At 69.9% G+C, this 24,813-nt stretch carries 23 protein-coding genes; 8 read left to right on the top strand and 15 right to left on the bottom strand.

Annotated elements, in window-relative coordinates:
- Positions 1 to 68: 68 nt before the first annotated feature.
- From QIS96_RS05715 to QIS96_RS05690, 6 genes are all read right to left on the bottom strand, one after another.
- Positions 69 to 1,055, bottom strand: coding sequence for a LysR family transcriptional regulator (locus tag QIS96_RS05715; protein WP_282541265.1), 987 nt, complete (start codon positions 1,053 to 1,055; stop codon positions 69 to 71).
- A 258-nt stretch (positions 1,056 to 1,313) separates the two neighbouring features.
- Positions 1,314 to 1,547: a formate dehydrogenase subunit delta gene (locus QIS96_RS05710; protein ID WP_349017368.1), complete on the bottom strand. Its 234-nt coding sequence runs from the start codon at positions 1,545 to 1,547 to the stop codon at positions 1,314 to 1,316.
- Between the two features lies 1 nt (position 1,548).
- Complete coding sequence (gene fdhF, locus QIS96_RS05705; RefSeq protein WP_282541264.1) at positions 1,549 to 4,365, bottom strand: formate dehydrogenase subunit alpha; 2,817 nt, start codon at positions 4,363 to 4,365, stop codon at positions 1,549 to 1,551.
- Complete coding sequence (locus QIS96_RS05700; protein ID WP_282541263.1) at positions 4,362 to 5,954, bottom strand: formate dehydrogenase beta subunit; 1,593 nt, start codon at positions 5,952 to 5,954, stop codon at positions 4,362 to 4,364. Before QIS96_RS05700 ends, fdhF begins: the two co-directional genes overlap by 4 nt.
- Positions 5,951 to 6,433 carry an NAD(P)H-dependent oxidoreductase subunit E gene (locus QIS96_RS05695; RefSeq protein WP_282541262.1) on the bottom strand — a complete coding sequence of 161 codons (483 nt, stop codon included), beginning with the start codon at positions 6,431 to 6,433 and terminating at the stop codon, positions 5,951 to 5,953. The genes QIS96_RS05700 and QIS96_RS05695 overlap by 4 nt, the downstream gene beginning before the upstream one ends.
- A 179-nt stretch (positions 6,434 to 6,612) precedes the next feature.
- A complete protein-coding gene (locus QIS96_RS05690; protein ID WP_282541261.1) occupies positions 6,613 to 7,404 on the bottom strand; it encodes an acyl-CoA dehydrogenase family protein in 792 nt (263 codons plus the stop codon).
- A 352-nt stretch (positions 7,405 to 7,756) separates the two neighbouring features.
- Between QIS96_RS05690 and QIS96_RS05685 the strand changes: the two genes are divergently transcribed.
- The gene (locus QIS96_RS05685) at positions 7,757 to 8,914 is read left to right on the top strand and encodes an MBL fold metallo-hydrolase (RefSeq protein WP_282541260.1); all 1,158 of its coding nucleotides are present in this window, start codon (positions 7,757 to 7,759) and stop codon (positions 8,912 to 8,914) included.
- Positions 8,915 to 9,070: 156 nt separating this feature from the next.
- Here QIS96_RS05685 and QIS96_RS05680 read toward each other — a convergent pair whose 3' ends face one another.
- From QIS96_RS05680 to QIS96_RS05645, 8 genes are all read right to left on the bottom strand, one after another.
- Positions 9,071 to 10,180: an FAD-dependent oxidoreductase gene (locus QIS96_RS05680; protein ID WP_282541259.1), complete on the bottom strand. Its 1,110-nt coding sequence runs from the start codon at positions 10,178 to 10,180 to the stop codon at positions 9,071 to 9,073.
- Between the two features lie 106 nt (positions 10,181 to 10,286).
- On the bottom strand, positions 10,287 to 11,255 hold the full coding sequence (locus QIS96_RS05675; RefSeq protein ID WP_282541258.1) for a PDR/VanB family oxidoreductase: 969 nt from the start codon (positions 11,253 to 11,255) through the stop codon (positions 10,287 to 10,289).
- Positions 11,255 to 11,737: a hypothetical protein gene (locus QIS96_RS05670; RefSeq protein WP_282541257.1), complete on the bottom strand. Its 483-nt coding sequence runs from the start codon at positions 11,735 to 11,737 to the stop codon at positions 11,255 to 11,257. The genes QIS96_RS05675 and QIS96_RS05670 overlap by 1 nt, the downstream gene beginning before the upstream one ends.
- 73 nt (positions 11,738 to 11,810) lie before the next feature.
- Entirely contained in the window at positions 11,811 to 12,563 is a 753-nt protein-coding gene (locus QIS96_RS05665) for an amino acid ABC transporter ATP-binding protein (protein WP_282541365.1), read from the bottom strand.
- A gap of 62 nt (positions 12,564 to 12,625) precedes the next feature.
- Positions 12,626 to 13,636 (bottom strand): amino acid ABC transporter permease, encoded by a 1,011-nt coding sequence (locus tag QIS96_RS05660; RefSeq protein WP_282541256.1) that lies wholly within the window; start codon positions 13,634 to 13,636, stop codon positions 12,626 to 12,628.
- 1 nt (position 13,637) lies between these two features.
- Positions 13,638 to 14,564, bottom strand: a complete 927-nt coding sequence (locus QIS96_RS05655) for an ABC transporter substrate-binding protein (RefSeq protein ID WP_282541255.1) — start codon at positions 14,562 to 14,564, stop codon at positions 13,638 to 13,640.
- 123 nt (positions 14,565 to 14,687) lie between these two features.
- Positions 14,688 to 15,815: a succinylglutamate desuccinylase/aspartoacylase family protein gene (locus QIS96_RS05650; RefSeq protein ID WP_282541254.1), complete on the bottom strand. Its 1,128-nt coding sequence runs from the start codon at positions 15,813 to 15,815 to the stop codon at positions 14,688 to 14,690.
- 146 nt (positions 15,816 to 15,961) lie between these two features.
- Positions 15,962 to 17,032: an aromatic ring-hydroxylating dioxygenase subunit alpha gene (locus QIS96_RS05645; protein WP_282541253.1), complete on the bottom strand. Its 1,071-nt coding sequence runs from the start codon at positions 17,030 to 17,032 to the stop codon at positions 15,962 to 15,964.
- A 114-nt stretch (positions 17,033 to 17,146) separates the two neighbouring features.
- On the opposite strand from QIS96_RS05645, the gene QIS96_RS05640 reads away from it, so the two are divergent.
- Positions 17,147 to 17,842, top strand: a complete 696-nt coding sequence (locus QIS96_RS05640) for a GntR family transcriptional regulator (protein WP_282541252.1) — start codon at positions 17,147 to 17,149, stop codon at positions 17,840 to 17,842.
- Between the two features lie 22 nt (positions 17,843 to 17,864).
- Here QIS96_RS05640 and QIS96_RS05635 read toward each other — a convergent pair whose 3' ends face one another.
- Complete coding sequence (locus QIS96_RS05635; RefSeq protein ID WP_282541251.1) at positions 17,865 to 18,800, bottom strand: LysR family transcriptional regulator; 936 nt, start codon at positions 18,798 to 18,800, stop codon at positions 17,865 to 17,867.
- Between the two features lie 113 nt (positions 18,801 to 18,913).
- Here QIS96_RS05635 and QIS96_RS05630 point away from each other — a divergent pair, with 113 nt between their 5' ends.
- The 6 genes from QIS96_RS05630 (at position 18,914) to QIS96_RS05605 (ending at position 24,795) form a co-directional block, all read left to right on the top strand.
- Complete coding sequence (locus tag QIS96_RS05630) at positions 18,914 to 20,377, top strand: amino acid permease (protein WP_282541250.1); 1,464 nt, start codon at positions 18,914 to 18,916, stop codon at positions 20,375 to 20,377.
- A 70-nt stretch (positions 20,378 to 20,447) separates the two neighbouring features.
- Positions 20,448 to 21,902 (top strand): 4-hydroxyphenylacetate 3-hydroxylase family protein, encoded by a 1,455-nt coding sequence (locus tag QIS96_RS05625; protein ID WP_282541249.1) that lies wholly within the window; start codon positions 20,448 to 20,450, stop codon positions 21,900 to 21,902.
- Positions 21,899 to 22,330, top strand: coding sequence for a RidA family protein (locus QIS96_RS05620; protein WP_282541248.1), 432 nt, complete (start codon positions 21,899 to 21,901; stop codon positions 22,328 to 22,330). Before QIS96_RS05625 ends, QIS96_RS05620 begins: the two co-directional genes overlap by 4 nt.
- On the top strand, positions 22,327 to 23,001 hold the full coding sequence (locus QIS96_RS05615) for a DUF1028 domain-containing protein (protein WP_282541247.1): 675 nt from the start codon (positions 22,327 to 22,329) through the stop codon (positions 22,999 to 23,001). Before QIS96_RS05620 ends, QIS96_RS05615 begins: the two co-directional genes overlap by 4 nt.
- A 126-nt stretch (positions 23,002 to 23,127) precedes the next feature.
- The gene (locus tag QIS96_RS05610; protein ID WP_282541246.1) at positions 23,128 to 24,102 is read left to right on the top strand and encodes a nucleoside hydrolase; all 975 of its coding nucleotides are present in this window, start codon (positions 23,128 to 23,130) and stop codon (positions 24,100 to 24,102) included.
- 30 nt (positions 24,103 to 24,132) lie between these two features.
- On the top strand, positions 24,133 to 24,795 hold the full coding sequence (locus QIS96_RS05605) for a hypothetical protein (protein WP_282541245.1): 663 nt from the start codon (positions 24,133 to 24,135) through the stop codon (positions 24,793 to 24,795).
- Positions 24,796 to 24,813 lie beyond the last annotated feature (18 nt).

Below are 24,813 nucleotides of genomic sequence, written 5' to 3'. Positions count from 1 at the left end.
CGTGCGGACGCCGGTCGGCGGAGGCGGGTGTGGATGGGGTGGGTCTGCCGGTCGCCGGTCGGCGCCCGTCAGTCGGTGCTGCAGAGATCCGCGAACGGCCGGTCGTGCGGCCCCTCGACGGCGGTACGCGCCAAGGCGGCGAGGTCCGTCCGCCGCGGTGCGAAGACCTCGTCGAGGGACAAGCCCGCGACCACGTTGAGGAACGTCCTGGCCGCGATGGGGCCGGGAGTCGCCGCGTGGATCGCCACGGAGATCTGCGCTCTCGCGTCCGGCTCGACCAGCCGGACCGCTCTGGTCCCGCCGGTCACCGGCATGGAGTTCAGCCAGGTGTGCGGGACGATGCTCGCCCACGCGCCGGAGGCGACGTTGGCGTAGAGAGAGGCGACGGAGTCCGTCTCCACCTGGGGGGTCGCCGCCGCCCCGGCGTCTTGAAAAGCGCGGTCGATGAACTGCCGGAAGCGCATGTCCGGCGAGAGCAGCGCCAGCGGCAGCTGGGCCGCCTCCGCCCAGGTGATGGTCGGGTGCGGGGGAGCCAGGTGCTCGGGGACCAGCAGCGTGTACTGCTCCTGGTACAGCGGCACCACATCCAGGCCCTCCCGGTCGTCGGGTCCGAAGTGGGCGATGGCGGCATCCAGTTCGAAATCGCGCAGCTGCCGGATCAACTCGGCGGAGGACAGCCGGGAGTTGACCTTCACCCTGGCCAGCGGATGCATCGCGCAGAACGCGGCCACGGGCAGTGCCGTCGTCGTCGACACGGTGGGGCCGGTCCCCAGCCGCAGTGTGCCGGTGATGCCCGATCGCATGACGGCCACCTCGGCCTTGAACGCGTCGTGCTCCGCGAGGATCCGCTTGGCCCAGACGACGAGCCGCTCGCCCTCCGACGTCAGGCCTTCGAAGGAGTGCCCTCGGTTGATCAGGGTGACATTGAGCTCCCGTTCCAGTTTGGCGATGGCGACCGACAGCGCCGGCTGTGAGACGTAACAGGCGTCTGCGGCGCGCGCGAAGTGTTTCTCCTTGGCGACTGCCACGAAGTACTCGAGTTGCCGGAACAGCATGAGCGGCTCCTGTCCGTCTCGTGCCTGCGGCCGCCGCGCAGGCCGGCCGTGGTGGTGTGCCGGAGCCCGGTCGGTACGCCGAGTCCCGCATTTTGTATGCAGTATCCCTTATTCAAAATGAGGTGGCCATACCGATGCAGATGTTGATCCGAGAAGGGAGGCCGACGGCCCCCGCGATCCGGTGGCTCCGGCGTACAGCACATCGCCTCATCTCTCCCTCGGGCAGGGGGAGATGAGGCGATGTCAGGTGCCGGCGGTTCAGCCTCCCCGGGCCTCCTGCGGCGGTCGCAGCAGCTGCGTTGCGGCAAGGACCACGGGATCCAGGTCGTCCGCCCGGGAGTCGGCGACCTCCAGGAGACGGCGGCGCATCCGGGGGTCCCAGAACTTACGGATGTGGGCCGCGATCGCCTCGGCGGCCCGGTCGCCGGGAACGTGCCGGAAGTTCGCGGCGATCTGGTTCGCCATCCGCTGCTCGGGATGCACGGCGGCCACGTCAGTCCACCCCCGCGAGCCGGTCGGTCTCCGACGACTCGGTGGCGTGGCGCCCGAGCGGGTGGGCGAGGGCGACCTGGACGGCGGTCACCTTGTACTCCGGGCAGTTGGTCGCCCAGTCCGAGTTCTCGGTGGTGACCACGTTGGCGCCGGTGACCGGGTGGTGGAACGTCGTGTAGACGACGCCCGGCGGCATCCGGTCGGACACCCGCGCCCGCAGTGTCGTACCGCCGACCCGGCTGGCCAGCGACACCATGTCGCCGTCGGTGATGCCGCGGTTCTCGGCGTCCAGCGGATGCAGTTCGAGCACGTCCTCCGCGTGCCACGCGACGTTGCCGGTCCGGCGGGTCTGCGCCCCGACGTTGTACTGGCTGAGGATGCGGCCCGTGGTCAGCACCAACGGGAAGCGCGAGGTGGTGCGTTCGTCCGTCGGCACGTAGGCGGTGACGGCGAACTTGCCCTTGCCGCGCACGAATCCGTCCACGTGCATCGTCGGAGTGCCCTCCGGGGCCTCGTCGTTGCACGGCCACTGGACGCTGCCGAGCTCGTCGAGGAGCTCGAAGGAGACGCCCTTGAAGGTCGGTGTGACCTGGGCGATCTCGCTCATGATCTGACCGGGGTGGTCGTACGACATGGGGTAGCCCATGGCGGTGGCGATCTCGGAGACGATCTGCCACTCGTGCTTGCCCGTCTTGGGCTTCATCACCGCCCGCACCCGGTTGATCCGGCGCTCGGCGTTGGTGAAGGTGCCGTCCTTCTCCAGGAAGGACGCGCCGGGCAGGAAGACGTGCGCGAACTTGGCCGTCTCGTTGAGGAACAGGTCCTGCACCACGACCAGGTCCATGGCCTCCAACGCCGCGCTGACGTGCTGCAGGTTCGGGTCGGACTGCGCGATGTCCTCACCGTGCACGAACAGGCCCCGGAAGGAGCCGTCGATCGCGGCGTCGAACATGTTGGGGATCCGCAGTCCGGGCTCGGGCAGCAGCGAACGGCCCCACAGCTCCTCGAACACGGTACGGACCGCGTCGTCCGAGACGTGGCGGTAGCCGGTGAGTTCGTGCGGGAACGAGCCCATGTCGCAGGAGCCCTGCACGTTGTTCTGGCCGCGCAGCGGGTTCACGCCCACGCCGTCCCGGCCGATGTTGCCGCACGCCATCGCCAGGTTGGCCATCCCCATGACCATCGTGGAGCCCTGGCTGTGCTCCGTCACGCCGAGGCCGTAGTAGATGGCCGCGTTGGGCGCCGTCGCGTACAGCCGGGCCGAGGCCCGGACCTCGGCGGCGGGCACCCCGGTGATGGCCTCGGTGGCCTCCGGGCTGTTCTCGGGAAGTGCGACGAACTCCGCCCACGCGTCGAACCCTTCGCACCGCTCGTCGACGAAGGACCGGTCGACCAGGCCTTCGGTGACCACCACATGAGCCATGGCGTTGATGACGGCGACGTTCGTGCTCGGCTTCAGCTGCAGATGGTGCGCGGCCTCGACGTGCGGCGAGCGCACCAGGTCGATACGGCGCGGATCGACGACGACGAGCTGCGCGCCCTCACGCAGCCGGCGCTTCATCCGCGAACCGAACACCGGGTGTCCGTCGGTGGGGTTGGCGCCGATCACCATGATCAGGTCGGCCTTCGACACCGAGCGGAAGTCCTGCGTCCCGGCCGACTCGCCGAAGGTCTGCTTCAGCCCGTAACCGGTGGGGGAGTGGCAGACGCGGGCGCAGGTGTCGATGTTGTTGTTGCCGAAGGCCGCACGCACCATCTTCTGGACGACGTAGACCTCTTCGTTGGTGCACCGCGAGGAGCTGATGGCCCCCACGGAGCTCGGTCCGTACGTCTCCTGGATGGTGCGCATCTTCCGGGCGACGGTCTGGATGGCCTCGTCCCACTCGACCTCGCGCCAGGGGTCCGTGATCCTCTCCCGGACCATGGGCTTCAGCACGCGGTCGGGGTGGGTGGCGTAGCCGAAGGCGAAGCGGCCCTTGACGCAGGAGTGCCCCTCGTTGGCCCCGCCGTCCTTGTACGGCACCATCCGGACCAGCTCGTCACCGCGCAGCTCGGCCTTGAAGGAGCAACCGACCCCGCAGTACGCGCAGGTGGTGACCACCGAGCGGGACGGCATGCCGAGCTCGACGACCGACCGTTCCTGCAGCGTCGCCGTCGGGCAGGCCTGTACGCAGGCGCCGCAGGAGACGCACTCGGAGTCCATGAACGACTCACCGGCGCCGGGGGAGACCTTCGAGTCGAAGCCGCGGCCCTCGATGGTCAGAGCGAAGGTGCCCTGCACCTCACCGCAGGCGCGGACGCAGCGGGAGCAGGAGATGCACTTGGCCGGTTCGAAGTCGAAGTAGGGGTTGCTCAGGTCCGGCGCCGCGTCGAGATGGTTCTCTCCCTCGTAGCCGTACCGCACCTGGCGCAGCCCGACGACGCCGGCCATGTCCTGCAGTTCGCAGTCGCCGTTGGCGGAGCAGGTGAGGCAGTCCAGCGGATGGTCGGAGATGTACAGCTCCATCACGTTCTGGCGCAGCTTCTCGACCTTGGGGGTCTGTGTCCGTACGACCATGCTGTCGGTGACCGGCGTGGTGCAGGACGCCGGGGTGCCGCGACGGCCGTCGATCTCCACCACGCACAGCCGGCAGGACCCGAACGGTTCGAGGCTGTCGGTGGCGCAGAGTTTGGGTATGTCGATGCCGGCGAGCGCTGCCGCGCGCATCACCGAGGTGCCCTCGGGCACCTTCACGGGCATTCCGTCGACCTCGACCGAGACGGTCGCCTCGCCGGGCCGTTCCGGGGTTCCGAAATCCGGCTCCTTGATCAGGCTCATGCCGTGCCCTCCCTCGCGAGGAAGTCGTCGGGAAAGTGCTCGATGGCGCTGCGCACCGGCATCGGCGTCAACCCGCCCATGGCGCACAGCGATCCGTCGGTCATCAGGTCGCAGAGGTCCTCGAGCAGGGCGAGGTTCTCCTCGCGCTCCTCGTCCGCCACGATCCGGTCGATCACCTCGACGCCGCGCACCGAACCGATGCGGCACGGCGTGCACTTGCCGCACGACTCCGCCGCGCAGAACTCCATCGCGAAGCGCGCCTGGGCGGCCATGTCCACGGTGTCGTCGAAGACCACCACACCGCCGTGGCCGAGCATCGCGCCCGCCGCCGCGAACGCCTCGTAGTCCATGGGCAGATCGAGCATGGAGGTCGGCAGGTATGCGCCGAGCGGGCCTCCCACCTGTACGGTGCGCACCGGGCGCCCGGACCGGGTGCCGCCGCCGTACTCCTCGATGAGTTGGCGCAGGGTGACGCCGAACGGGGTCTCGACGATGCCGCCGCGGGCGATGTTGCCGCCGAGCTGGAAGACCTGCGTGCCGCGCGAGCGCTCCACGCCCAACTCCTGGTAGGCCTTCGCGCCGTTCGCGAGGATCACCGGCACCGTGGCCAGGGTGAGGACGTTGTTGACGACGGTCGGCTTGCCGAACAGGCCCTGGATCGCGGGGATGGGCGGCTTGGCCCGGACGAGGCCCCGCTTGCTCTCCAGGCTCTCCAGCATGGAGGTCTCCTCGCCGCAGATGTACGCGCCGGCGCCGACGCGCACGTGCAGGTCGAAGCTGAGGTCGGAGCCGAGGATGCGGTCGCCGAGCCAGTTGTTCTCCCGCGCGATCTCGATCGCCGCGCGCATGGTCGCGACCGCGTCCGGATATTCCGAGCGGATGTAGAAGTAGCCCTCGCGGGCGCCGACCGCGTGGGCGGCGATGGTCATGCCCTCGATGAGCATGAAGGGGTCGCCCTCCATCACCATGCGGTCCGCGAAGGTGCCGCTGTCGCCCTCGTCGGCGTTGCAGCACACGAACTTGAGCTCGTCGGCGCAGTCGAGCACGGTCTTCCATTTGATGCCGGCCGGGAACCCCGCTCCGCCCCGTCCGCGCAGCCCGGACTCCGTGACCTCGGCGACCACATCGGCCGGTGGGGTCTCCAGCGCCCGTCGCAGTCCGACGAGGCCGCCGTGCCGCTCGTAGTCCTCGGGGGAGAGCGGGTCCGTGATCCCGATTCTGGCGAACGTGACGCGCAACTGCTGGGAGATCCAGGGGAGTTCGTCGACGACGCCGAGCCGCAGCGGGTGGTCCGCCCCGTCCAGGAAGCCGGCGTCCAGGAGGCCCGCCACGTCCGAGGGTGCGACCGGTCCGTAGCCGACCCGCCCCTCGGGCGTGACCACCTCGACCAGCGGTTCCAGCCAGAGCATGCCGCGCGACCCGTTGCGGACGACGTCGACCGGCCGGCCGAGCTCGGCCGCCGCCGTCCGGATCGTCTCCGCGACCGCGTCCGCGCCGACCGATCGTGCCGCCGAGTCGCGGGGAACGTACACCGTCACCGGGGAGTTCGGGGAGTTCGGGGAGTTCGGGGAGTTCGGGGAAGGAGTCATGATGCGACCGCCTCGTCCAGGATCGAGCGCAGGCGATCGGTGTCCATACGTCCGAGCATCTCGCCGTTCACCTCGACGGCCGGCCCCAACGCACAGTTGCCGAGGCAGAACACCTGGTCCACGGTGACTGACCCGTCGGCGCGTGTCTCGCCCGGTGAGAGGCCCGTCCGGTCGCGGGCACAGGTCACCAGGGCGCCCGCCCCGACAGCCTGGCAGGCCTCGCCCCGGCAGATCCGCACGGTCGTACGTCCGGCGGGCTCGCGGCGGAAGTCGTCGTAGAACGAGATCACTCCGTGGACGTCCGCCCGGGACAGGTTCAACTCCTGGGCGAGAAGCGGAACGACCTCCTGCGGTACGTGTCCCCACTCGGCCTGGATGGCGTGCACTATCGGCAGCAGCGGGCCGCGTTGCCCGCGATGGGCGGCCACGATCGCGCTGACCGCGGCCTGAGTGGTGACGTCATCGACGCTCGTCGTCATGTTCCTCTCCCTCACCGTCGCGCATGTGTGAATTCCTGGCGTGACCGGACGGATCCACGGGGCGCCGAACGACGAGCTCGCCCCTGGCCGACGTGCTCGTACGCCCCTACGGTCGCCTTCCCAGCTCATCGAATACTGTATGCAATGTTCGGGTGTGCGTCCACAGTCATGCGCGAGTCTCAGGTGAGAACTCCGACGCCGACCTGCCCGGCGTCGACCGAGCCCGCGACCGGCGGTGCGACCGGCGGTGCGACCGGCGGTGCGGACGGAAGTGTCGCCAGCCACCGGAGCGCGGCGCCCAGTACGTCGTCCTGCCCGCCGCTCTCCTGCCCGAGCCTCGCGCTCACCGGAACCCGCACCGGGTCGGCGCAGACCGTGGACGTGCTACTGCCGCGCGGGCCCGCGCCGTTGGGCCGGGCCGGCACGAACAGGCCCGGGGCGTCAGCGGGAATCAGCCAGAGGTCGGGCCCGCCGCCGCCGTCGACCGGGCGGGAGGGCCAGACGTAGCTGTCGGCCTCGCCCGCCGCGACGACATCGCGCTTCCGGGCGCGGAGCGTCACCACGTCACTGGCGCACACAGCGGTGGAACCCGCGGGCGGCGCCGCGTCTCCCGGGTGGCCGTCGTCCCGGGCGTCGGCCACGGCGAGGGTGCTGAGGTGGCAGCCGGTGGCGATCTTCTGCCGGACCCATGGGGTCCCGTACGCCTCGATGCAGGCGACGGCGGCGTAGTGCGACCGGAGGACCGCGCCGGTGGCCGGGCAGGCGCGCGACACCGCGGTCACCACCTCGGCGGCTTGGGCGAGCCCGAGGCCGCCGCCGCCGAAGCGGGCGGAGACGGTGAGGCCGAGCAGACCGGCTTCCCCGAGGGCGGCCACCGCGGCGCGCGGAAACCTCTCGTACGCGGCGGTCTGTTCGGCGAAGGGCTCGATGGTCCTGCTCAGGACGTAGGAGAGGGCGGATCGGTACGACATGGAGCGGCTCCCTGAGGTCCAGGCCGGGTGCGGAGTCTGCTGCATTCCCACAGATTGCATACAGTATGCTATCTGCTGGTCGATGCTGAGGGAAGGCAGTCGCGACGCCTCGCGGGTCTTGGGTCGCGGGCGGGACGGTTCTTCATGGTCAGACGGCGGCCCGTGACCCGTAACTCCGATCCGTACGCACCTGGAGGACGTTCCAGGGTTCGAGCCCGATCAACTGCCGTAGCGGCGCCATGCATTGCGCCACGGAGTCCTGCGTGCTAATAACGCTCTCGTCTGTGCGAAATATGAACGAGAGGCAAGCTTCATGTGTGATGTCATCCGTCGAACTCTGACGACCAGCAGCTTGTCGCGGCGATCCCTCATCGCCTCCCTCACCGCGGGCGCCGGGGTCGCAGCCGTAGGCGCGACTCCCGCGCAGGCCCGCGGGAACGCGCCGGAACCGGAGGCGCCCCGGGCTCCGCTGCAGGCTGACGGCTACGCGACTCGGCTGATCCTGCTGGGTACGGCCGGCGGCCCGCCGTGGTGGCCGAACAGCAACCGTGAGGGCATCTCCTCCGCACTGGCCGTCGGCGACCGCTACTACGTGATCGACGCCGGGGACGGCGTCGGCAGGCAGCTCCGCAAGGCTCACCTGGGCAACTGGCAGAGCGACCTGGGCGGCCCCCTGGACAAACTCGCCGGGGTCTTCCTGACCCACCTGCACTCCGACCACGTCGTCGACCTCAACAACCTGCTGACCGAAGGACTGTCCAACGGCATACCCCGCGCCGACCTGCCCATCCCGCTGATCGGCCCGGGGAACCGCGGCGCACTGCCCCCGCTGTTCGGCCCCGATCCGGCTCCTCCGGTCGTCGCGCCGGACAACCCGACGCCGGGGACGCGGGAGATGTGGGAGGCGATGGTGCGGGCCTACGCCATGGACTTCAACGACCGGGCCCGCGACAGCCGTAAGCCCGTCCCCGACGAGTTCGTCGACGCCCGGGACGTCGTCCTGCCCTCGTGGGCGACCGATGACCCGAACGGCGACCCCGCCCCTGACATGGCCCCTGTCCCGGTGTACGAGGACGACCGTGTCCGTGTCACCGCCACGCTCGTCGACCACGCCCCTGTCTTCCCCGCCCTGGCATACCGGTTCGACACAGAGGACGGCTCCGTCGTCTTCTCGGGCGACACCGCGCCGTGCGACAACCTCGTCCGCCTGGCCGACAACGCGGACGTACTGGTGCACGAGGTCATCGACCGCACCTGGCCGGAGGCGATGTTCCCGGAGCCCCGGACTCCCGCACAGGACGCGTCGCTCCACCACCTGCTCAACGCGCACACGACGGTCGAGGACGTGGGCCCGGTCGCCGAACGCGCCGGGGTGCGCACCCTCGTCCTGTCCCACCTGGTGCCGGGCGACAGGCCTGACTCGGTGTGGCGCGAGGCCCGGCACGGATTCTCCGGACGACTCGTGATCGGACACGACCTCGACGAGGTGGGCATCGGCCGCCGCCTGTGAGCCGGCTTCCCCGAGGCGACGACGGGCCGGGTCCGGATCGGCCTACTCGACGTGTGCGCCTCGTCCGAGGAATGTGCGGCCTTCGGTCGCTTCGGTCGCTTCAGTCGCTTCGGGGCGACCGGCCGCCGGGGTCGAGGCGCTCCGAACCGATCGGGCTCACACCGCTGTGGTGCCGAGCCTGAACCGGGGGTGGGGTTCCGCCTCGCCCACGGCGAGATCGGCCAGCATGTGGCCGAGGAGCGGCGTGAACTTGAAGCCGTGCCCCGAGCAGGCCGTGCCGATGACCAGGGGGCCGATCCGGTCGAGCAGGAAGTCCTCGTCGGCGGTGTTGGTGTAGAGGCAGGTCGTCTCGCTGCTGACCGTCGGCTCGACGCCGGGAAGGTGCTCCGCCGCGAACTCCACGACGCGGCGACGCGCGTCCGCGTCGACGACACCGTCACGGCCGTCTGGGGTCACCTCGCGCCCGCCGAGGTGTTCGGCCACCTTCACGCCTTCGTCAGCGGTCGGCATGCCGTACACGATGCCGCCGTCCTCCCCCTGGAAGCTGAAGGCGGGCCCTACGGCCGAGGGGGCTCGGGGAGGCAGATGGAAGACCTGCTCCTGAGTGACCGTCAGCTCGGGGAGCTTCACCAGGTGTTCGAGGAGCCGGTTCGTCCATGGGCCCACCGTGACGACGGCGACCGGCGCGGTGAACGTGCCGGACGGGGTGTGGGCGCGTGCCCGGTCCGCGTCGATCTCCAGTGCCGTCACGGGAGTGGAGTGCCTGATGTCGCAGCCGAACCGCTCCGCCTGACGCTGCAGGGCCGGCAGCGTCGCGTCGGGGTCGACGCGCGACGCGTCCGGTTGGAACAGCACGTCCCCCGGAAGACGAAGCTGTGGCCAGCGCCCGGCGGCCTCCGCCTCCGTGAGCCGCTCGAACGCGGCTCCCTCGGCGGTGAGCGCGGCGGCCGCGCGATCGAGCCGGTCGGTGCGGCCGCCGTCGACCGCGCCGACCGTGGTGATCAGGTCGGCGCCCGTCTCCGCTTCGAGCCGGCCCCACAGGCGCAGCGCTTCCGCCGCCATCCCCACGTACAACGGGTCCGGGTAGGCGAGCCGCAGCAGCCGCGACCGGCCGTGCGAACTCCCGTGCCGGTGGCCGGGTTCGAAGCGCTCCAGAAGGCAGACGCGGTGGCCGCGCGAAGCGAGCTGCCAGGCAGTGGCCGATCCGGCGGCGCCGCCGCCGATGACGAGCACGTCGTATGCGCGTGAGGGTCTGCGCGGGGTCATGAGGGTCCTTTCCGTGTCCGGTGCGTTCGGTGCGTTCGGCGGGTGGCGGAGGCACACCGCGATCCGGCAGCGGTGCCGTCGATACGCCGACGCTCTCGGGCCGAGCTCAGAGGTCCAGGGTGAGGCGCGGACCGCGGGCCCGGCCGACGCAGATCATCATCGTGTCGTTCGCGGCCCGTTCCTCCGGTGACAGCAGGCTGTCCCGGTGATCGGGAACCCCGGCGACCACCTTCGTCTCGCAGGTGCCGCAGATGCCCTCCCGGCAGGAGTTCGGCACGTCGATCCCGTGTTCCTCCAGCGCGTCCAGGACCGATCGGCCGGCCGGCACGGTGACGCTGCGACCGGTCCGGTGCAGGACCACCTCGAACGCTGCGTCGTCCTCGGCGCCCACGTCGTACGGCTGCGCTGTGAAGCGCTCGACGTGGAGTGTGCCGGGCGGCCAGCTCCCGCACACCTGCTCCGTGGCGGCCAGGAGCGGTTCAGGGCCGCAGCAGAAAACCGAGGTGCCCGAACTGGGCGGCCCCAGGTAGGCATCCAGGTCGAGCAGGCCGAACTCGTCCTGCGGCCGCACCAGGACGCGCTCGCCGTGGCGGGCGAGGTCCGCGAGGAAGGCCATGCTCGACCGGGACCGGCCGCCGTACAGCAGGGACCAGTCGGCACCGGAGGAAGCGACCCTCTCGATCATCGGGAGCAGCGGGGTGATCCCGATGCCTCCGGCGATGAACCGGTACCGGAGGGCGTCGTCCTCGGGGAGTGCGAAGTTGTTGCGGGGGCCGGTGACCTCGATGTGGTCACCGGGGCGCAGGACTTCGTGCACCTCGCGTGAGCCGCCGCGCGACGCGGGTTCCCGCAGGACCGAGAGGCGCCAGGTGGACCGGTCGGCGGGGGAACCGCTGAGCGAGTACTGGCGGGTGAGGCCGCTCGGCAGGTGCAGGTCCAGATGCGCCCCCGGGGTCCAGGGCGGCAGGTGTGCGCCGTCGGCCCGGGACAGGTGGACGGAGAGCACGCCCTCGGCTTCCCACACGAGTGCGGTCACACGCAGGCGCAACGACTGCTCGTCGCCCGTCGCCCGCATCACGGCACCCAGCCCAGGACGCCGTGTCCGGCCGCCGCGCAGAGCCGGACGACCGCGACCTGTGCGTGCGCACCGTCCGGCCGGCGCAGGTTCACCTGCAGGGGATCGTCGCCCTCGAGGACCATCGCGTCGGAGTCGGCCAGCAGGTGCCGGTCCTCGACCAGGACGCGGCCGCCCGAGGCGATCAGGACCACCAGCTCGTTCTCTGCGCGGGGCACCGCCGGCGCACCGCTAGGGTCGACGAACTCCACGGCAGGGACGACGGACTCGGCGTCGGCGGAGACCTCCAGGGTCGCGCCGCCCGGTAGTTCCTCGGTGATCCGGCGCACCGCGGGCGATGGTTCCGGACGCTCCTCGGCGTCGGTCAGCAGCCGTATCTGCCACTGCCACCGTTCACGTCGCGGGGTGTCCGGGGACGCGGCGACCTCCCGGCAGCCGGCGGCCACCCGCCGATGAGCGTTGGCGCGCAGCACGAGCCTCATCGTCGTACCTCCTTCTGTCCGGTGCGGGCCGTCGAGCTGTCCGGTGGGGCCGTCGATCGGCTGGTGAGGGTCGTCATCGCACGGCCGCCAGGAAGGCCTTCGTCCGTGCGTGCCGGGGCTCGGTGATGACCTGCTTCGCCGGTCCCACCTCGACGGCCTGTCCCGCTTCGAAGAAGACGACCCGGTCGGCGATGTCGCGGGCGAAGCCCATCTCATGGGTGACGACGATCATCGTCATGCCGGATGCGGCGAGGTCGCGCATCACGGTGAGGACGTCACCGACGAGTTCGGGGTCGAGCGCCGACGTCGGTTCGTCGAAGAGCATCAGCTTGGGGCGCATGCACAGGGCGCGGGCGATCGCGACCCGCTGCTGCTGGCCGCCGGACAGATGGCGGGGGTAGGCGCTCGCCTTGTCACCGAGTCCCACCTGTTCGAGCAGGGCCAGGGCCCGCTCGGTGGCCTCTGCCTTGGGCTCCTTGAGTGCCCGCAGCGGTGCCTCGATGAGGTTCTGGAGGACCGTCATGTGGGGGAAGAGGTTGAAGTGCTGGAAGACCATGCCGATCTCGGTGCGCTGCCGGCAGATCTCCCGGTCGCCGAGTTCGTGCAGCTTGCTGCCGCGTCGTTGGTAGCCCACGACCTGTCCGCCGACCCAGATGCGGCCGCCGTCGAGGGTCTCCAGATGGTTGATGCAGCGCAGAAAGGTGCTCTTGCCCGAGCCTGACGGACCGATGAGGCACACCACCTCGCCGCGCCGGACCTCCAGATCCACACCCTTGAGGACTTCGAGCGGCCCGAAGCGTTTGCGGACGTTCTCGGCTCGCACCATCGGGGGTTGCCGGTCCGCGGGGAGGTGCGCTGCGGCTCCTGGCCGGACCGTGTCGGGTTTCTTCATTCTGGGGTCCTCCCGGTGGCCGACGGCGTGTGCGTACGCAGGAGTTGGCGGAACTGCTGGAGCGGGGTGGGCGCGACCGTGCGGTTGCCGCGGGAGAACCGCCGCTCGACGTAGAACTGGCCGATCGTGAGGACGGTGGTGACGGTGAGGTACCAGATGCTGGCGACGATCAGGAGCGGGATCGTCTGGAAGTTGCGCGCGTACAGGATCTGCGCGGAGTAGAGCAGATCCGGCACGGCGAGCACGCTCACCAGGGCCGTGGTCTTGAGCATGCCGATGGTCTCGTTGCCCGTGGGAGGGATGATGACGCGCATGGCCTGCGGCAGGATCACCCGCCGCATGGTCTGCATCTTCGTCAGCCCGAGCGCTCCGGCTGCCTCGCCCTGGCCGTGATCGACGGACTGGACGCCGGCCCGCACGATCTCCGACATGTACGCGGCTTCGTTGAGCCCGAGTCCCAGGAGGGCCGCCAGCATCGGCGTGATCAGCCGGTTGGCGTCCAGCGAGACACCTGGCAGTCCGAACGTCAACTGCGGGTACAGCGCTGCCAGGTTGTACCAGAACAGCAGTTGGACGAGCACGGGTGTGCCGCGGAAGAAGGAGACGTACAGGAAGGCCGCGGACCGTACGACAGGGTTGGCCGACAGCCGCATCACAGCGAGCACGACGCCGAGGACGATGCCGATGGCCATGCAGACAGCGGTGAGTTCGAGGGTGACGAGCAGACCTCTGCCGATCGACACATCGCGCAGGTAGGTGTTCACGACGTCCCAGCCGAACCGGGGATTGGTGAACACCGAGTGCAACGTGGCCGCGGCGACGATGAGCAGGGCGATCGCGGTCACCCAGCGGCCGGGGTGCCGCTTGGGCACGACGGTGAGTTCATCGGCCGGCCCGCTGTCGGCGGGGCCGGGCCGACCGGCCGTGCCACCGGTGCCGCGCGGGGTCCCCGACGGCTCGGCGTCGTGTGCCGGTCTGCCCTCCGGGCGAGCGGTGAAGCCGGTCATGTCAGCTCCCGCCCTTGATGCGTGAGGCCTCGGATATCTCCCACTTCTTCATGAGCGCGTCCACGGTGCCGTCGGACAGGATCGCCTTGACCGCGGCCTCCAGAGCCGGCTTGAGGGGTGAGTTCTTGGGGACGGCGAGGCCGTAGCGGTCGGGTGCGTAGAGCGGCCCGTCGACGAGTTCGAACTTGCCGCCCGACGCCTCTGCCTGGATGCCGAGGGAGATGGTGTCGGCCATGACGGCGTCGACACGGCCGCTGACGACCGCGAGGTTCGCGCCGTCCTGGGACGGGAACAGCTCGATCGCGACAGGCTTCCTGCCCGCCTCCGTGCAGGACTTGGAGATCTCGGGGAGCTGGCTGAGCCCCTGCACCGACCCCTTCTGCGCTGAAACGGCGTGCCCGCACAGGGACTTCGGCTCCATCTTCAGCCCGAGCGGATTGCCGGTCTTGACCGCGATCCCGGTGCCGCCCCGCAGATACGTCACGAAGTCGACGGTCTTCGCGCGCTCCGGGGTGATGGAGAACGCGGAGGCCCCGATGTCGTACTTCTTGGCGGCGAGGCCCGGCAGGATGCTGTCGAAGCCGGCGTTGACGTGCCGGACCTTCAGGCCGAGCTTGGCTCCTACGGCGTCGGTGAGGTCGATGTCGAAGCCGGTGATCGTCTTGTTGTCGGTGTCGAAGTACTCGAAGGGGCGGTAGGAGGCGTCGCTCGCCACCGAGAGTGTGCCCTTGGTCTTCACGTCCGTGGGGAGCAGGGCGGCGGCCGCCTCGTCGACGGCGACCTCGGGCATGGCGGCTGTCGGGCTCTCGGCCTTCGGGGCGGCGGCGCCGTCCCCTTCCGCCGAAGCGTCGGTACAGCCGGCGGTGGTCAGGAGGGCGACGAGTGTCAGCCCGACGGCCAGAGCGGGGAGCCGGATCGAATGGCGCATGGATGTGCCTTTCCGGTGCGGTGGGAGAGGACGTGCCGGGGAGCGGCTGAAGGGGGAGCGGCTGAAGGGGGGCGGCCACAACAGGCCCTGGAGCGGCCCGACTTGTGCGGGGTCGGCGCCGCGTCAGCGGCCGGGCGCGGAGGCGCCGGACGTGCCGGGCGTGGTGTCGGCCGCGAGGTGGTACAGGGTGTCGCCCAGGTCCACGAGGGGTGGCCTGCGGGCGATGGCGACGATGCCGTCGCGGTGTGCGAGTACGGGCGCGGGGGAGCGGTCGAGTTCCTCGACGGGGTGCACACGACCGATCAGTTCGCCCGCCTTGACTTCCTCGCCGAGGCGCGCGACGGGCTCGAACAGGCCGCGCAGCGGGGTGTGCACGGCGCCGTCCACGAGCAGGTCGATCCAGCGGGTGGGCGCGGTGGCCGGTGTGCCGGCAGGCGCGTCGAGAATGCCGGCGGCGGCCAGCACCCGGCGCAGCCCGTGCACGGCGTCGCCGACGACCTCGGGATTCACCTCGCCGCCGCCGGCCAGCTCGGTGGAGATCATCGGGACCCCGGCGTCGTCGGCCGCGGTCGAGAAGGAACCGGGCTCGAAGCGCGCGGGGACGACGACCGACCAGGCGAGACCCAGGGCCTCGGCCATCCGCCGCTTGGCGTCCCACGCCCGGGAGTCGGGCCCCGCGTAGACGAACGCCGACGGCACGTAGTGCGTGCTGGACCCGCCCGAGTGGAGGTCGAGCGCCAGGTCGGCGTGGGGGAGGAGTTCGGTGACGACGGCGTGGGCGATCTGGGCGGTGGGGCCGCCGCGCGCGGTGCCCGGGTAGACGCGGTTGAGGTTCTGCCCGTCGAGCGGCGAGACCCGGCCGGCCGCCCGTACGGCCGGAAGGTTCAGAGCGGGCAGGACGACGATCCGGCCGTGCACCTGCGCGGGATCCACCTCCCGCAGCAGTCGGTGGAGGACCACCTGGCCCTCGTACTCGTCGCCGTGCGTGCCCGCGACGAGCAGTGCCGTGGGGCCGGGCCCGCCGGAGAGCACGCCGACCGGCACGGGGATGACTCCCGCGTCGTGACGGTTGTCGGAGTGCGTGAGGTGGAGGGCGCCGATCTGACGGCCCAGGGCGTCGAGGTCGATGCCCTGCAGTGCGGCACGGCGCCCACGCTCTTCTGCCGCCGGGGTGCCAGGGCCTGTCGTTCGGATCTTGCCGGGGCCACGGGGTGTGGCACGCGCATCTGCGGCGTTGTCGTCGGTTGCCATGGCTCCGCCATGTCGCCCTCCTCCGCCTTGCAGCTGCACGCACCACACCCCGCTCGACTCGACCGATCGGCACCGTCGACCAGATCCGGCCTGATCCAAACGACAGGCCCTAGGTCCGCCGCCGGCGCTCTCGGCCGCCACCGCGGTCACCGTCCCGCCGTGTCGGTCGCGGCCCGCGTGGTGTTGACGGTCCGGCTGTCCGTCCGTGCGGTGCCGGCCTGCTCCTCGGCGACCAACCGGGCAAGAATGCGGCGGGCCTTGGCGACTCCGGCGTCCTGGCCGATGAGCACGTCGTGCTCGCCGGCCGGCCGCTCCCGCATGCCGATCTCCTGCTCGCGCAGCGCGTCGGCGTCCTCGCGCAGCACGGTCTCCAGGCCCGTCTCCAGCTCCTTGGTGGCCCAGTCGGCGTCGACGGCGAAGTTCCGGCTGAACGCGTAGTAGTACCAGGTGGTGTTCTCGTCGACCGGGGTGATCCCGTTGAGGACCTTGATGAGGTAGCCCTCCTCGCGCGGGCGCCCCTGACCGGTGATCCCGGAGTGCAGTACGTGGTAGCTCGGGATGTGGAACTCGGTGGCGTGGAAACGGTCGTAGAGCCCCTCGGTGCTCATCGTGCGCGCGTACAGCGGCGGCGCCTCGACGCCGGGCATGAGCCGGTCGACGGTGACGACCCGGCCGTCCACCTCGACGGTCACGCCGTGTTCGTAGATGTAGTCGTCGCCGACGGTCGACTTGTGCAGGAACGACTCATGGGTGAGGTCGAGCAGATTGTCGTGGATGAGGTCGTGCCGACACTCGAAGAGCATGGTGTGGGTGACGGTGGCCCAAGCGGGGTCGCTCATCCAGTGCGTGTCCGGGACGAGGCTCCGGTCGGCGAGGTCGGCGTCGCCGGTCCAGACCCAGATCCAGCCGTCCTTCTCGACGACCGGGTAGCTGCGCACGCGGGCGCGGCTCGGAACGGCGGACTGTGCGGGCACGCGGGTGCAGACGCCGTCGGGCCCGTACGCGAAGCCGTGGTAGCCGCACTCGATGGAGTCGCCGACGGTGCGGCCGGCGGAGAGCGGATAGGCGCGGTGGGCGCAGCGGTCGGCCAGCGCGACGGGGGTGCCGTCGGGGGTGCGGTAGAGGACGAGGGGCTGCTTGCAGATGACGCGGCGTACGGGCTTGCCGGTCACTTCGGTGGACCATGCGGCGACGTACCAGGTGTTCAGGACAAACACGATCGAAGCCTCCTCGGATGCAGTGAATGCACTGTATACAGTGCATCCAAGTGAGACAATGGGTCTGCCGGGATGGTTTTCTTCCCCGGATGGACAGCAGGGACGGAGAGGAACGTGAAGCCATTGCGGAGTGACCCGAGGGACGCGCGCCCCCTGGGGGTGCGGGTCTACGAACACCTCCGCGACGAGATCGTCTCGGGCGCGCTGGCGGCCGACGCGCCGCTGGTCCAGGAGCAGTTGGCCGAACGTCTCGGCGTCTCACGCACCCCGCTCCGCGACGCCCTGAACCGCCTCGCCCACGAGGACCTGGTCACGTGGATGCCGGGCAGCGGATACATCGTCAACGCCCTGAAACCGGACGACATCGCCGAGGTCTACCAGGTACGCCAGTCCCTGGAGACGCTGGCCCTCCGGCTGGCCTGCGGCAGACACAATCGCGCCCAACTCTCGCGGCTCGTCGCCCTGATCGAGGACATGGCGGCGTCCGACCCGCTCGACGCGGTCGCCCAGTTCGAACTCAACCGCAGCTTCCACATGGCCCTCATCGAGCCGTGCGGCAACACGCTTCTGCTCCGCATGATCGACACCCTCTGGGACCACCCGGTCAACCGCCGGATCACCCGCTCGTACGTCGACGACGCGGGCAACGTCCCACTCATGGTCACCGAACACCGGGCGATCTTCGAGGCGGCCCGCACAGGCGACGAGGACCTCCTCATCCGCCTGGCCACGAAGCATATGTACACCGGCTACCGGGAAACCCTGCCGGAGGGCAGCGAAGTGGAACTGCTGCACGGCGAAGCGCCGTAGCGGGGACGGACGCCGGGCGACGTCAGCCGGCGGGGCCGTCGGCATCCCCGGTGAGTGCGCGATGGCACTCCTTTATGAACTCCTCCGCGCGCAACGTGGCTCGGGCGTGCGCGAGTTGGACCACGTCGATGTCGAGGCCGTCGTGGGAGCCGGCGAGCGGCCGGGTGAGGAAGGGGCGGCCCTCGTAACTGAGTTGGATCTGCGTGCGCTGGCTGAGCAGCGAGTAGCCGAGCCCGCGAGCGACCAGGGCGCGGACCATCTCGAAGCTGGTCGTCCTGAACCGTACGGTGGGCGCGAGGCCTTCGGCGGCGAAGAGGCTGCGGAAGTACGCGCCTCCGGGCGGCAGGTCGAAGAGGATCAGCGGCTCGTCCTGCAGCTCGCGGAGCGCGACCTTGTCCCGCTCCGCGAGCGGGTGTCCGTCGGGCAGCAGCACGTAGGGCGGGGTGTGCAGAACGCGGGTGCGCACCAGGTCGTTGCCGGGTGCGAGCGGCTCCGGCCCGTAGTGATACATCAGGGCCAGATCGAGCACGCCATGGCGCAACTGCTCCTGCAACATGTCGTGCGAGCCCTCGATGAACCGCAGGTCGACGTCTGGGTGCCGCTCCGCGAACGCCGCGATCACCGGCGGCAGCACGATGGGGGCCAGCGTGCTGTAGCAACCGACCGCCAACTGGCCGGACATGGACTCGTGTTCCTCACGGGCCGCGTTCCGCAGGTCGCCCACGCCGGACAACAGCCGCCTCGCATCGGAGAGGACGCGTCGGCCGACAGAGGTCGGAGTGACACCCCGGGGCTGACGCACCAGGAGCTGGACTCCCAGCGTGTGTTCCAGGTCGGCGATCGCCATCGACACCGCAGACTGCGAGACATGCAGCCGGGCGGCTGCCCGGGTCACGCTGCCCGCCTCGGCCACAGCCACCACGTACTCCAGCTGCCGCAGGGTCAGAGACGTCGCCATCAGGTCAACTGATCCTTCCCTTCGGATAGTTCTATTTTACACATTCCTGTCGTGTCCACGATGCTCATGTCAGTCCCCATGAACCGGCCCCAGAACAAGGCAGGTGCTCATCGATGGACAGCCCCAAGCCCGGCAGCAGCCCCGGCGCCCTGGACACACCTCTGGTGAGCCCCGACCCGCACCCGGGCCCCGAGCCCGTCGAACCCCGTGCCGACTCGGGTGCGCTCAAACGCTCACTCGGCAACCGGCACATCGTGATGATCGCCCTCGGGGGCATCATCGGCGCCGGACTCTTCGTCGGCAGCGGGGCGGTCATCAACAGCACGGGACCTGCCGCCGTGCTCAGTTACGCCCTCTCGGGGGTGCTGCTGATCTTCGTGATCCGTGCGATCGGTGAGATGGCCGTCGCCCGGCCCTCGTCCGGGTCGGTCGCCAACTTCGCACGCCTGGGCCTCGGCAACTGGGCGGGATTCTCGGTCGGTTGGCTCTACTGGTACTTCTGGGTCATCGTCGCCGCGATCGAGGCGGTCGCGGGGGCCGGCATTCTCAGCAAGTACGTGCCTGTGCCCGGCTGGTTGCTCTGCCTCGGCCTGGTCCTGCTCATGACGGGCATCAACCTGCTGTCCGTGAAGGCCTACGGCGAGACCGAGTTCTGGTTCGCCTCGATCAAGATCCTCGCCATCGTCTTCTTCATCTGCGTCGGTGCGCTCTTCCTGCTCGGTGTCGGTGGCCGCAGTCCGGGAGTGGACAACCTGACCACGTCCGGCGGCTTCTTCCCGATGGGCGTGATGGCCGCCGTGGTCGGCAGCGTCACCGTGCTGTTCTCCATGGGCGGCGCCGAGATCGCCACCATCGCGGCCGCCGAGTCCAAGAAGCCCGCGAAGTACGCCGAGAAGGCCACCAAGCAGGTCATGCACCGAGTGTTCCTCTTCTACGTGGTGTCGGTCCTCCTCATCGTCGCGATCCTGCCCTGGGACACCAGCTTCGCGGGCAAGCACATCTCCAGCCCCTTCGCGGTCGCCCTGGACCACATCGGGATTCCCGCGACGGGAGTGGTGATGGAGGCCATCGTCCTCACCGCGGTACTCAGCTCCCTCAACTCCTGCCTCTACATCACCTCGCGGATGCTCTTCGCACTCAGCGAGCAAGGCGACGCACCCCGGTCCCTGGTCAAGGTGAACCGCCGGGGCATCCCGGTGCGGGCGATCCTGGCGGGCACCTCCGTCGGGTACATCGCCGTCATCGCCAACTACTTCTTCCCGGACAGGGTCTTCCTCTTCCTGCTCAACTCGTCCGGCGCGATCCAGCTCATCTACTACCTGATCCTGGTCGCCGCGCAGATCAAGCTGCGCCGCAGGCTCGAGCAGACGGACCCGGGTGCGCTGAAGCTCAAGATGTGGGGCTTCCCTTGGCTGTCGTACGCCTCCCTCGCATGGATGCTCGTTGTGCTCGGCCTGATGGCCTGGATCCCCGACACCCGTTCGCAACTCACCCTGAGCCTCGTCAGCCTGCTGGCCATTCTCGGCTGCTACTGGGTTCGCCTGCGCAAGGGCCCGGTCGTCGCCGACCAGGGCTGAGGCGGCCGCTCGTGGTCCAGCCCGGTCGCGGGCCGAAGACACTCCACCCCCACTTGGTACGGAGGTACGCGTGATCAGAACCGCCAAGGACTACAAGGAATCACTGCGGGACGGCCGTCAGGTCTGGATCGACGGCGAGAAGGTCGACGACGTCACCAGCCACCCGATGTTCAAGCCGATCGTCGACGCCCGCGCCCGCATCTACGACCTCGCACACCAGCCCGGCACCCAGGAGGCCATGACCTACGTCGACGACGAGACCGGTGAGCGCTGCGCCATCGGCTCCAAACCCCCGGTCACCAAAGAGGACTGGCACCACAAGCGCCGCAGCGTCGAAACCGTCCTGGACGACATACGCGGCGTGGTCACCCGGGTCGGCGACGAGACCGTCGGCGAGATGTGGGCGCTCTTCGACGGCCAGGACGTGCTCAACGAGATCGACCCCGCCTTCTCCGAGAACATCCGCCGCTACGTCCGGAAGGCCACCCTCGAAGACCCGTTCCACGTCTCCGCCAACACCGATCCCAAGGGCGACCGCTCCAAGTGGCCCCAGGAGCAGGACCCCGACGTGCTGTTGCGCGTCGTCGGCGAGAACGACAACGGCATCGTCGTACGCGGCGCGAAGTTCGAGACGGCGGCCGCCTACTCGCACCAGGCGTTCGTGAAACCGACCATCGCGGAGTGGAACAACCAGACCCACTCCGAGTACGCCGTGGGATTCCGGGCCGACATGAGCGCGCCGGGCGTCAAGCACATCTGCCGCTCCGGTTTCGCCGGCCGGCACAGCGACGCCGACTACCCACTCAGCAACCGGGTGGACGAGGTCGACACGATGATCGTCTTCGATGACGTGCTGATCCCCTGGGAGGACGTGTTCTTCTACCGGCACACCCGCGCGGCGTCGTTCATCCGGGCCACCCTGCACCGCTACAGCATCTTCCCGTTCGTACTGCGGCACCTGCGCCTGGCCGATCTGATGCTCGGGTTCGCGCACGCCGGGGCCCGGCAGACCGGGGTGAAGAAGCACCAGGGCGTGCGGGAGAAGATCGCCGAACTCGCCTGCTACCGGGAGACGATCAACGCTCATCTGGTCGCCGCCGTGGAGCAGGCAGAGACCAGCCCCGGCGGACTTCTGATGCCGCATCAGGCCACGATGTACACCGGCCGCGTCTTCGCCTGCACTCACCTGTCCGCGATGATGCACACGCTGCGCGACCTCACCGGCTGCCAGATCAGCCTGGCCCCCAGCTCCGCCACCTTCGCGAACCCGGAAGTCAAGCCGTATCTCGACAAGTACTTCCGCATCGGCGATGTCGACGCGGAGGAGCGTCGCAAGCTGCTCGCCTTCGGCCGTGACCTTCTCAACTCCGACTACGCCAACCACCGGTTGACCTTCCAACTGTTCGCGCAGTCCCCGCCGTTCTCGCACCTGCTCGCGGTCTACAACAACTACGACTTCGCCCCTGCCACCGAACTCATGTGTGCGGCGGCCGACATCACCGACATCGACGGGAGCACCCCGTGACAACCGACCGGATCACCGCCGGAGGACACGTCCGCATCCGGCCGTTCAACACCGCCGACACCTACCCCGAACAGAACCTCTCCAACGACCTGTGCCAGGCCGTCGTCGCGGGCGACACCGTCTATCTGCGCGGCCAGGTCGCGCAGGACCTGGAGACCCGCGAGTGCGTCGCCGTCGGCGACCCCGCCGGTCAGGCCGAGAAGACGATGGACAACATCGAGCTGCTGCTCCGGGAGGCAGGTGCAGCGCTCGAACACATCGTCACCTGCCACGTCTATCTGACCGACATCCGCCACCGGGAAGCTGTGTACGGGGTGCTCGGCAGGCGCCTCAAGGGCGTGTTCCCGTGCTCCACCGGCCTGGTCGTGGACTCCCTCGCCCGCCCGGAATGGGTTGTGGAAGTCACCGTGGTGGCGGTGATCCCGTGACGTTCTCCCTGGTCGGACGATGCGCACGGACGGGCCGGTTCGGGGCCGTGGTCACCTCGTCGAGCCCGGCGGTGGCCGCGAGATGCGCCTGGGCACGCGCCGGGGTCGGAGCGGCGTGCACCCAGAACGTCACCGACCCGGCCCTCGGGCCCCGGCTCCTCGACGCCCTCAGCGCCGGCGCCACCGCGACCGAGGCACTCGCCGAGGTCGTCGCAGGTGCGTCGTACGCGGAGTACCGGCAGCTGACGGTGATCGACCAGGCGGGTGCCGTCGCCTCGCACTCGGGCGTACACACCCTCGGCACCCACCACACAGTCGAGGCAACCGACTGCCTCGCCGCCGGAAACCTGCTGACGACCCCGGAGGTTCCCGAGGAGATGGTCCGCGCGTTCGTCGCCGACCCGGCCGCGGATCTCGGGGACCGGCTGCTCGCCGCGCTCAGCGCCGGGGAGGAGGCCGGTGGCGAGGAGGGCCCCGTGCACTCCTGCGGGATGGTGATCGTCGACAAGGCGCCGTGGCCCGTCACCGACCTGCGCGTCGACTGGTCGGACAGCCCGATGGGCGACCTCGAACGTGCGTGGAAGATCTGGGCTCCCCAGGCCGCCGACTACGTCACCCGGGCACTCGACCCGACGGCGGCCCCGTCGTACGGGGTGCCCGGTGACGAGTGAGGCACCACCGACGCCGAGAGACGGCACGCGCCGGAGGCGTGCGTGCTCTTGAGCACGTGCCCCGATTGACCTGCCTGCGCCCCCGCGCCTCGTCCATGTGGACTCCAGCAGAGGAGAAGACACACCATGGTTCGTGCACCGATCGTCCTCGACAGCGACCCCGGCCTCGACGACGCCGTGGCCCTGCAATACCTGCTCGGCACCGGGCTGTGGGACCTGAAGGCCTACCTGGCGGTCGGCGGCAACGTCCCGGCGGAGCAGGCGTTCCGCAACGCCCGCGGCCTGGCCCGCGCCTTCGGCATCGCTGCCGATGTCCCCGTCCACCGCGGTGCCGGTCGTCCCATCAGCCGGGTCGAGTTCTCCGCCGACTTCCACGGCCCGACCGGACTGGGCACCGAGGTGCTGCCTGACTCCACCGCACCGGAGCAGACAGAATGTGCCGCCGCCGCGCTGGTGCGACTGTCGAAGGAGTACGAGGGCGAGCTGACCGTCGTGGCCATCGGCCCGCTGACCAATGTGGCCGCGGCGCTGCTGCTGGACCCCCAAGTCGCGTACCGGGTACGTCACTTGGTGTTCATGGGCGGTGCCGCCCGGGTGCCGGGCAATACCAACCCGGTCGCCGAGTTCAATGTCTGGGCCGACCCCGACGCCGCCGACATCGTCGTCTCCAGCGGTATCCCGTACACCATGGTCGGCCTGGACGCCACGAACCGCTGGCGATTCCACCGCGACGACCTGAGCAGGCTCGACGCCGCCGGCCCCGGCCAGAGACTGACAGCCCGCCTGATGCGCGCGTATCTGAAGTCCTACGAGGACCACACCGGCCAGGACACCGCTGCACTGCACGACCCGCTCGCGGTCGGTGTCGCGTCCGACGAGTCCTTCGTCACCGCGGAGACCGGCACCGTCATCGTGGAAACCGCGAGCCACCTGACCCGCGGCCAAACCGTGTTCATACCCGGGGAGTCGGACCGGAGCTACGACTACCCACCGGCCATCTCGGCCCGTACGAAGCACACCGGCCGGGTCGCGCTGGGCGCCGGTCCCCGCGACTTCAGCGCCCACTTCATCGAAACCGTGCTGCTCCGCCCCAGCGCCTGACGTCTCACGCCCACCTCGGAGGTACCGCTCGTGCTCACCGTGCGCCCTACGGGCCAAGACGCCGCGGACTACAACCCCCCGCCCGGCTTCGGTGTCCAGGCCCACCGCTTCCCCGCACTGAAGGCTCAACTCACCACTCGCGCATGGGCCTTGATCCCCATCGGAGTCGGCATCAACGTCGTCGGCGGCGTCCTGGTCACCACCCTGCGCCTGCCGCTCTACCTCGACACGATCGGCACCGTGCTCACCGGCGTCATCGCAGGACCCCTGGTCGGCGCGGTCACCGGCCTGCTGACCAATCTGGTGCTCGGAGTGACCGCCAACCCGACCCTCCTTCCGTACGCGGTCACCAGCGCCTTCATCGGACTGGGAGCGGGCTGCCTGGCCCGCTGGGGCATGTTCAGGTCCGTGCCCCGCGTGATCGTCTCGGGCCTGGTGATCATGCTCATCGCCACGCTGGTCACCGCGCCGATCAGCATCTTCCTGTTCGGCGGGGTCGCCGGGACCGGAGTGGACGCGGTCCGCGGCGCCTTCGCCGCCTTCGGCTCCAGCCTGGTCGCCAGTGTCTTCCAGTCGAGTTTCCTGGTCGAACCGTTCGACAAGACCGCCTCCACGCTGCTGGCCTTCTACGCCGCGAAGTCGATCCCGATGCGCTTCCGCCCGCCGTTCGGCCGCCTCTCCCTGCCGCGCTGAGCCCCGCCTCCTCTTGAC

This window comes from Streptomyces cavernicola (assembly GCF_029968035.1).
Lineage (GTDB): Bacteria > Actinomycetota > Actinomycetes > Streptomycetales > Streptomycetaceae > Streptomyces > Streptomyces cavernicola.
This window is presented reverse-complemented; position numbering and strand designations above follow the sequence as displayed.

Bases quoted from the DNA above. Each gene is read 5' to 3' on its own strand.
- QIS96_RS05715 (WP_282541265.1), bottom strand. From the start codon at position 1,055: ATGCTGTTCCGGCAACTCGAGTACTTCGTGGCAGTCGCCAAGGAGAAA.
- fdhF (WP_282541264.1), bottom strand. From the start codon at position 4,365: ATGAGCCTGATCAAGGAGCCGGATTTCGGAACCCCGGAACGGCCCGGC.
- QIS96_RS05700 (WP_282541263.1), bottom strand. From the start codon at position 5,954: ATGACTCCTTCCCCGAACTCCCCGAACTCCCCGAACTCCCCGAACTCC.
- QIS96_RS05695 (WP_282541262.1), bottom strand. From the start codon at position 6,433: ATGACGACGAGCGTCGATGACGTCACCACTCAGGCCGCGGTCAGCGCG.
- QIS96_RS05690 (WP_282541261.1), bottom strand. From the start codon at position 7,404: ATGTCGTACCGATCCGCCCTCTCCTACGTCCTGAGCAGGACCATCGAG.
- QIS96_RS05680 (WP_282541259.1), bottom strand. From the start codon at position 10,180: ATGACCCCGCGCAGACCCTCACGCGCATACGACGTGCTCGTCATCGGC.
- QIS96_RS05675 (WP_282541258.1), bottom strand. From the start codon at position 11,255: ATGCGGGCGACGGGCGACGAGCAGTCGTTGCGCCTGCGTGTGACCGCA.
- QIS96_RS05670 (WP_282541257.1), bottom strand. From the start codon at position 11,737: ATGAGGCTCGTGCTGCGCGCCAACGCTCATCGGCGGGTGGCCGCCGGC.
- QIS96_RS05665 (WP_282541365.1), bottom strand. From the start codon at position 12,563: ATGGTGCGAGCCGAGAACGTCCGCAAACGCTTCGGGCCGCTCGAAGTC.
- QIS96_RS05660 (WP_282541256.1), bottom strand. From the start codon at position 13,636: ATGACCGGCTTCACCGCTCGCCCGGAGGGCAGACCGGCACACGACGCC.
- QIS96_RS05655 (WP_282541255.1), bottom strand. From the start codon at position 14,564: ATGCGCCATTCGATCCGGCTCCCCGCTCTGGCCGTCGGGCTGACACTC.
- QIS96_RS05650 (WP_282541254.1), bottom strand. From the start codon at position 15,815: ATGGCAACCGACGACAACGCCGCAGATGCGCGTGCCACACCCCGTGGC.
- QIS96_RS05635 (WP_282541251.1), bottom strand. From the start codon at position 18,800: ATGGCGACGTCTCTGACCCTGCGGCAGCTGGAGTACGTGGTGGCTGTG.
- QIS96_RS05630 (WP_282541250.1), top strand. From the start codon at position 18,914: ATGGACAGCCCCAAGCCCGGCAGCAGCCCCGGCGCCCTGGACACACCT.
- QIS96_RS05610 (WP_282541246.1), top strand. From the start codon at position 23,128: ATGGTTCGTGCACCGATCGTCCTCGACAGCGACCCCGGCCTCGACGAC.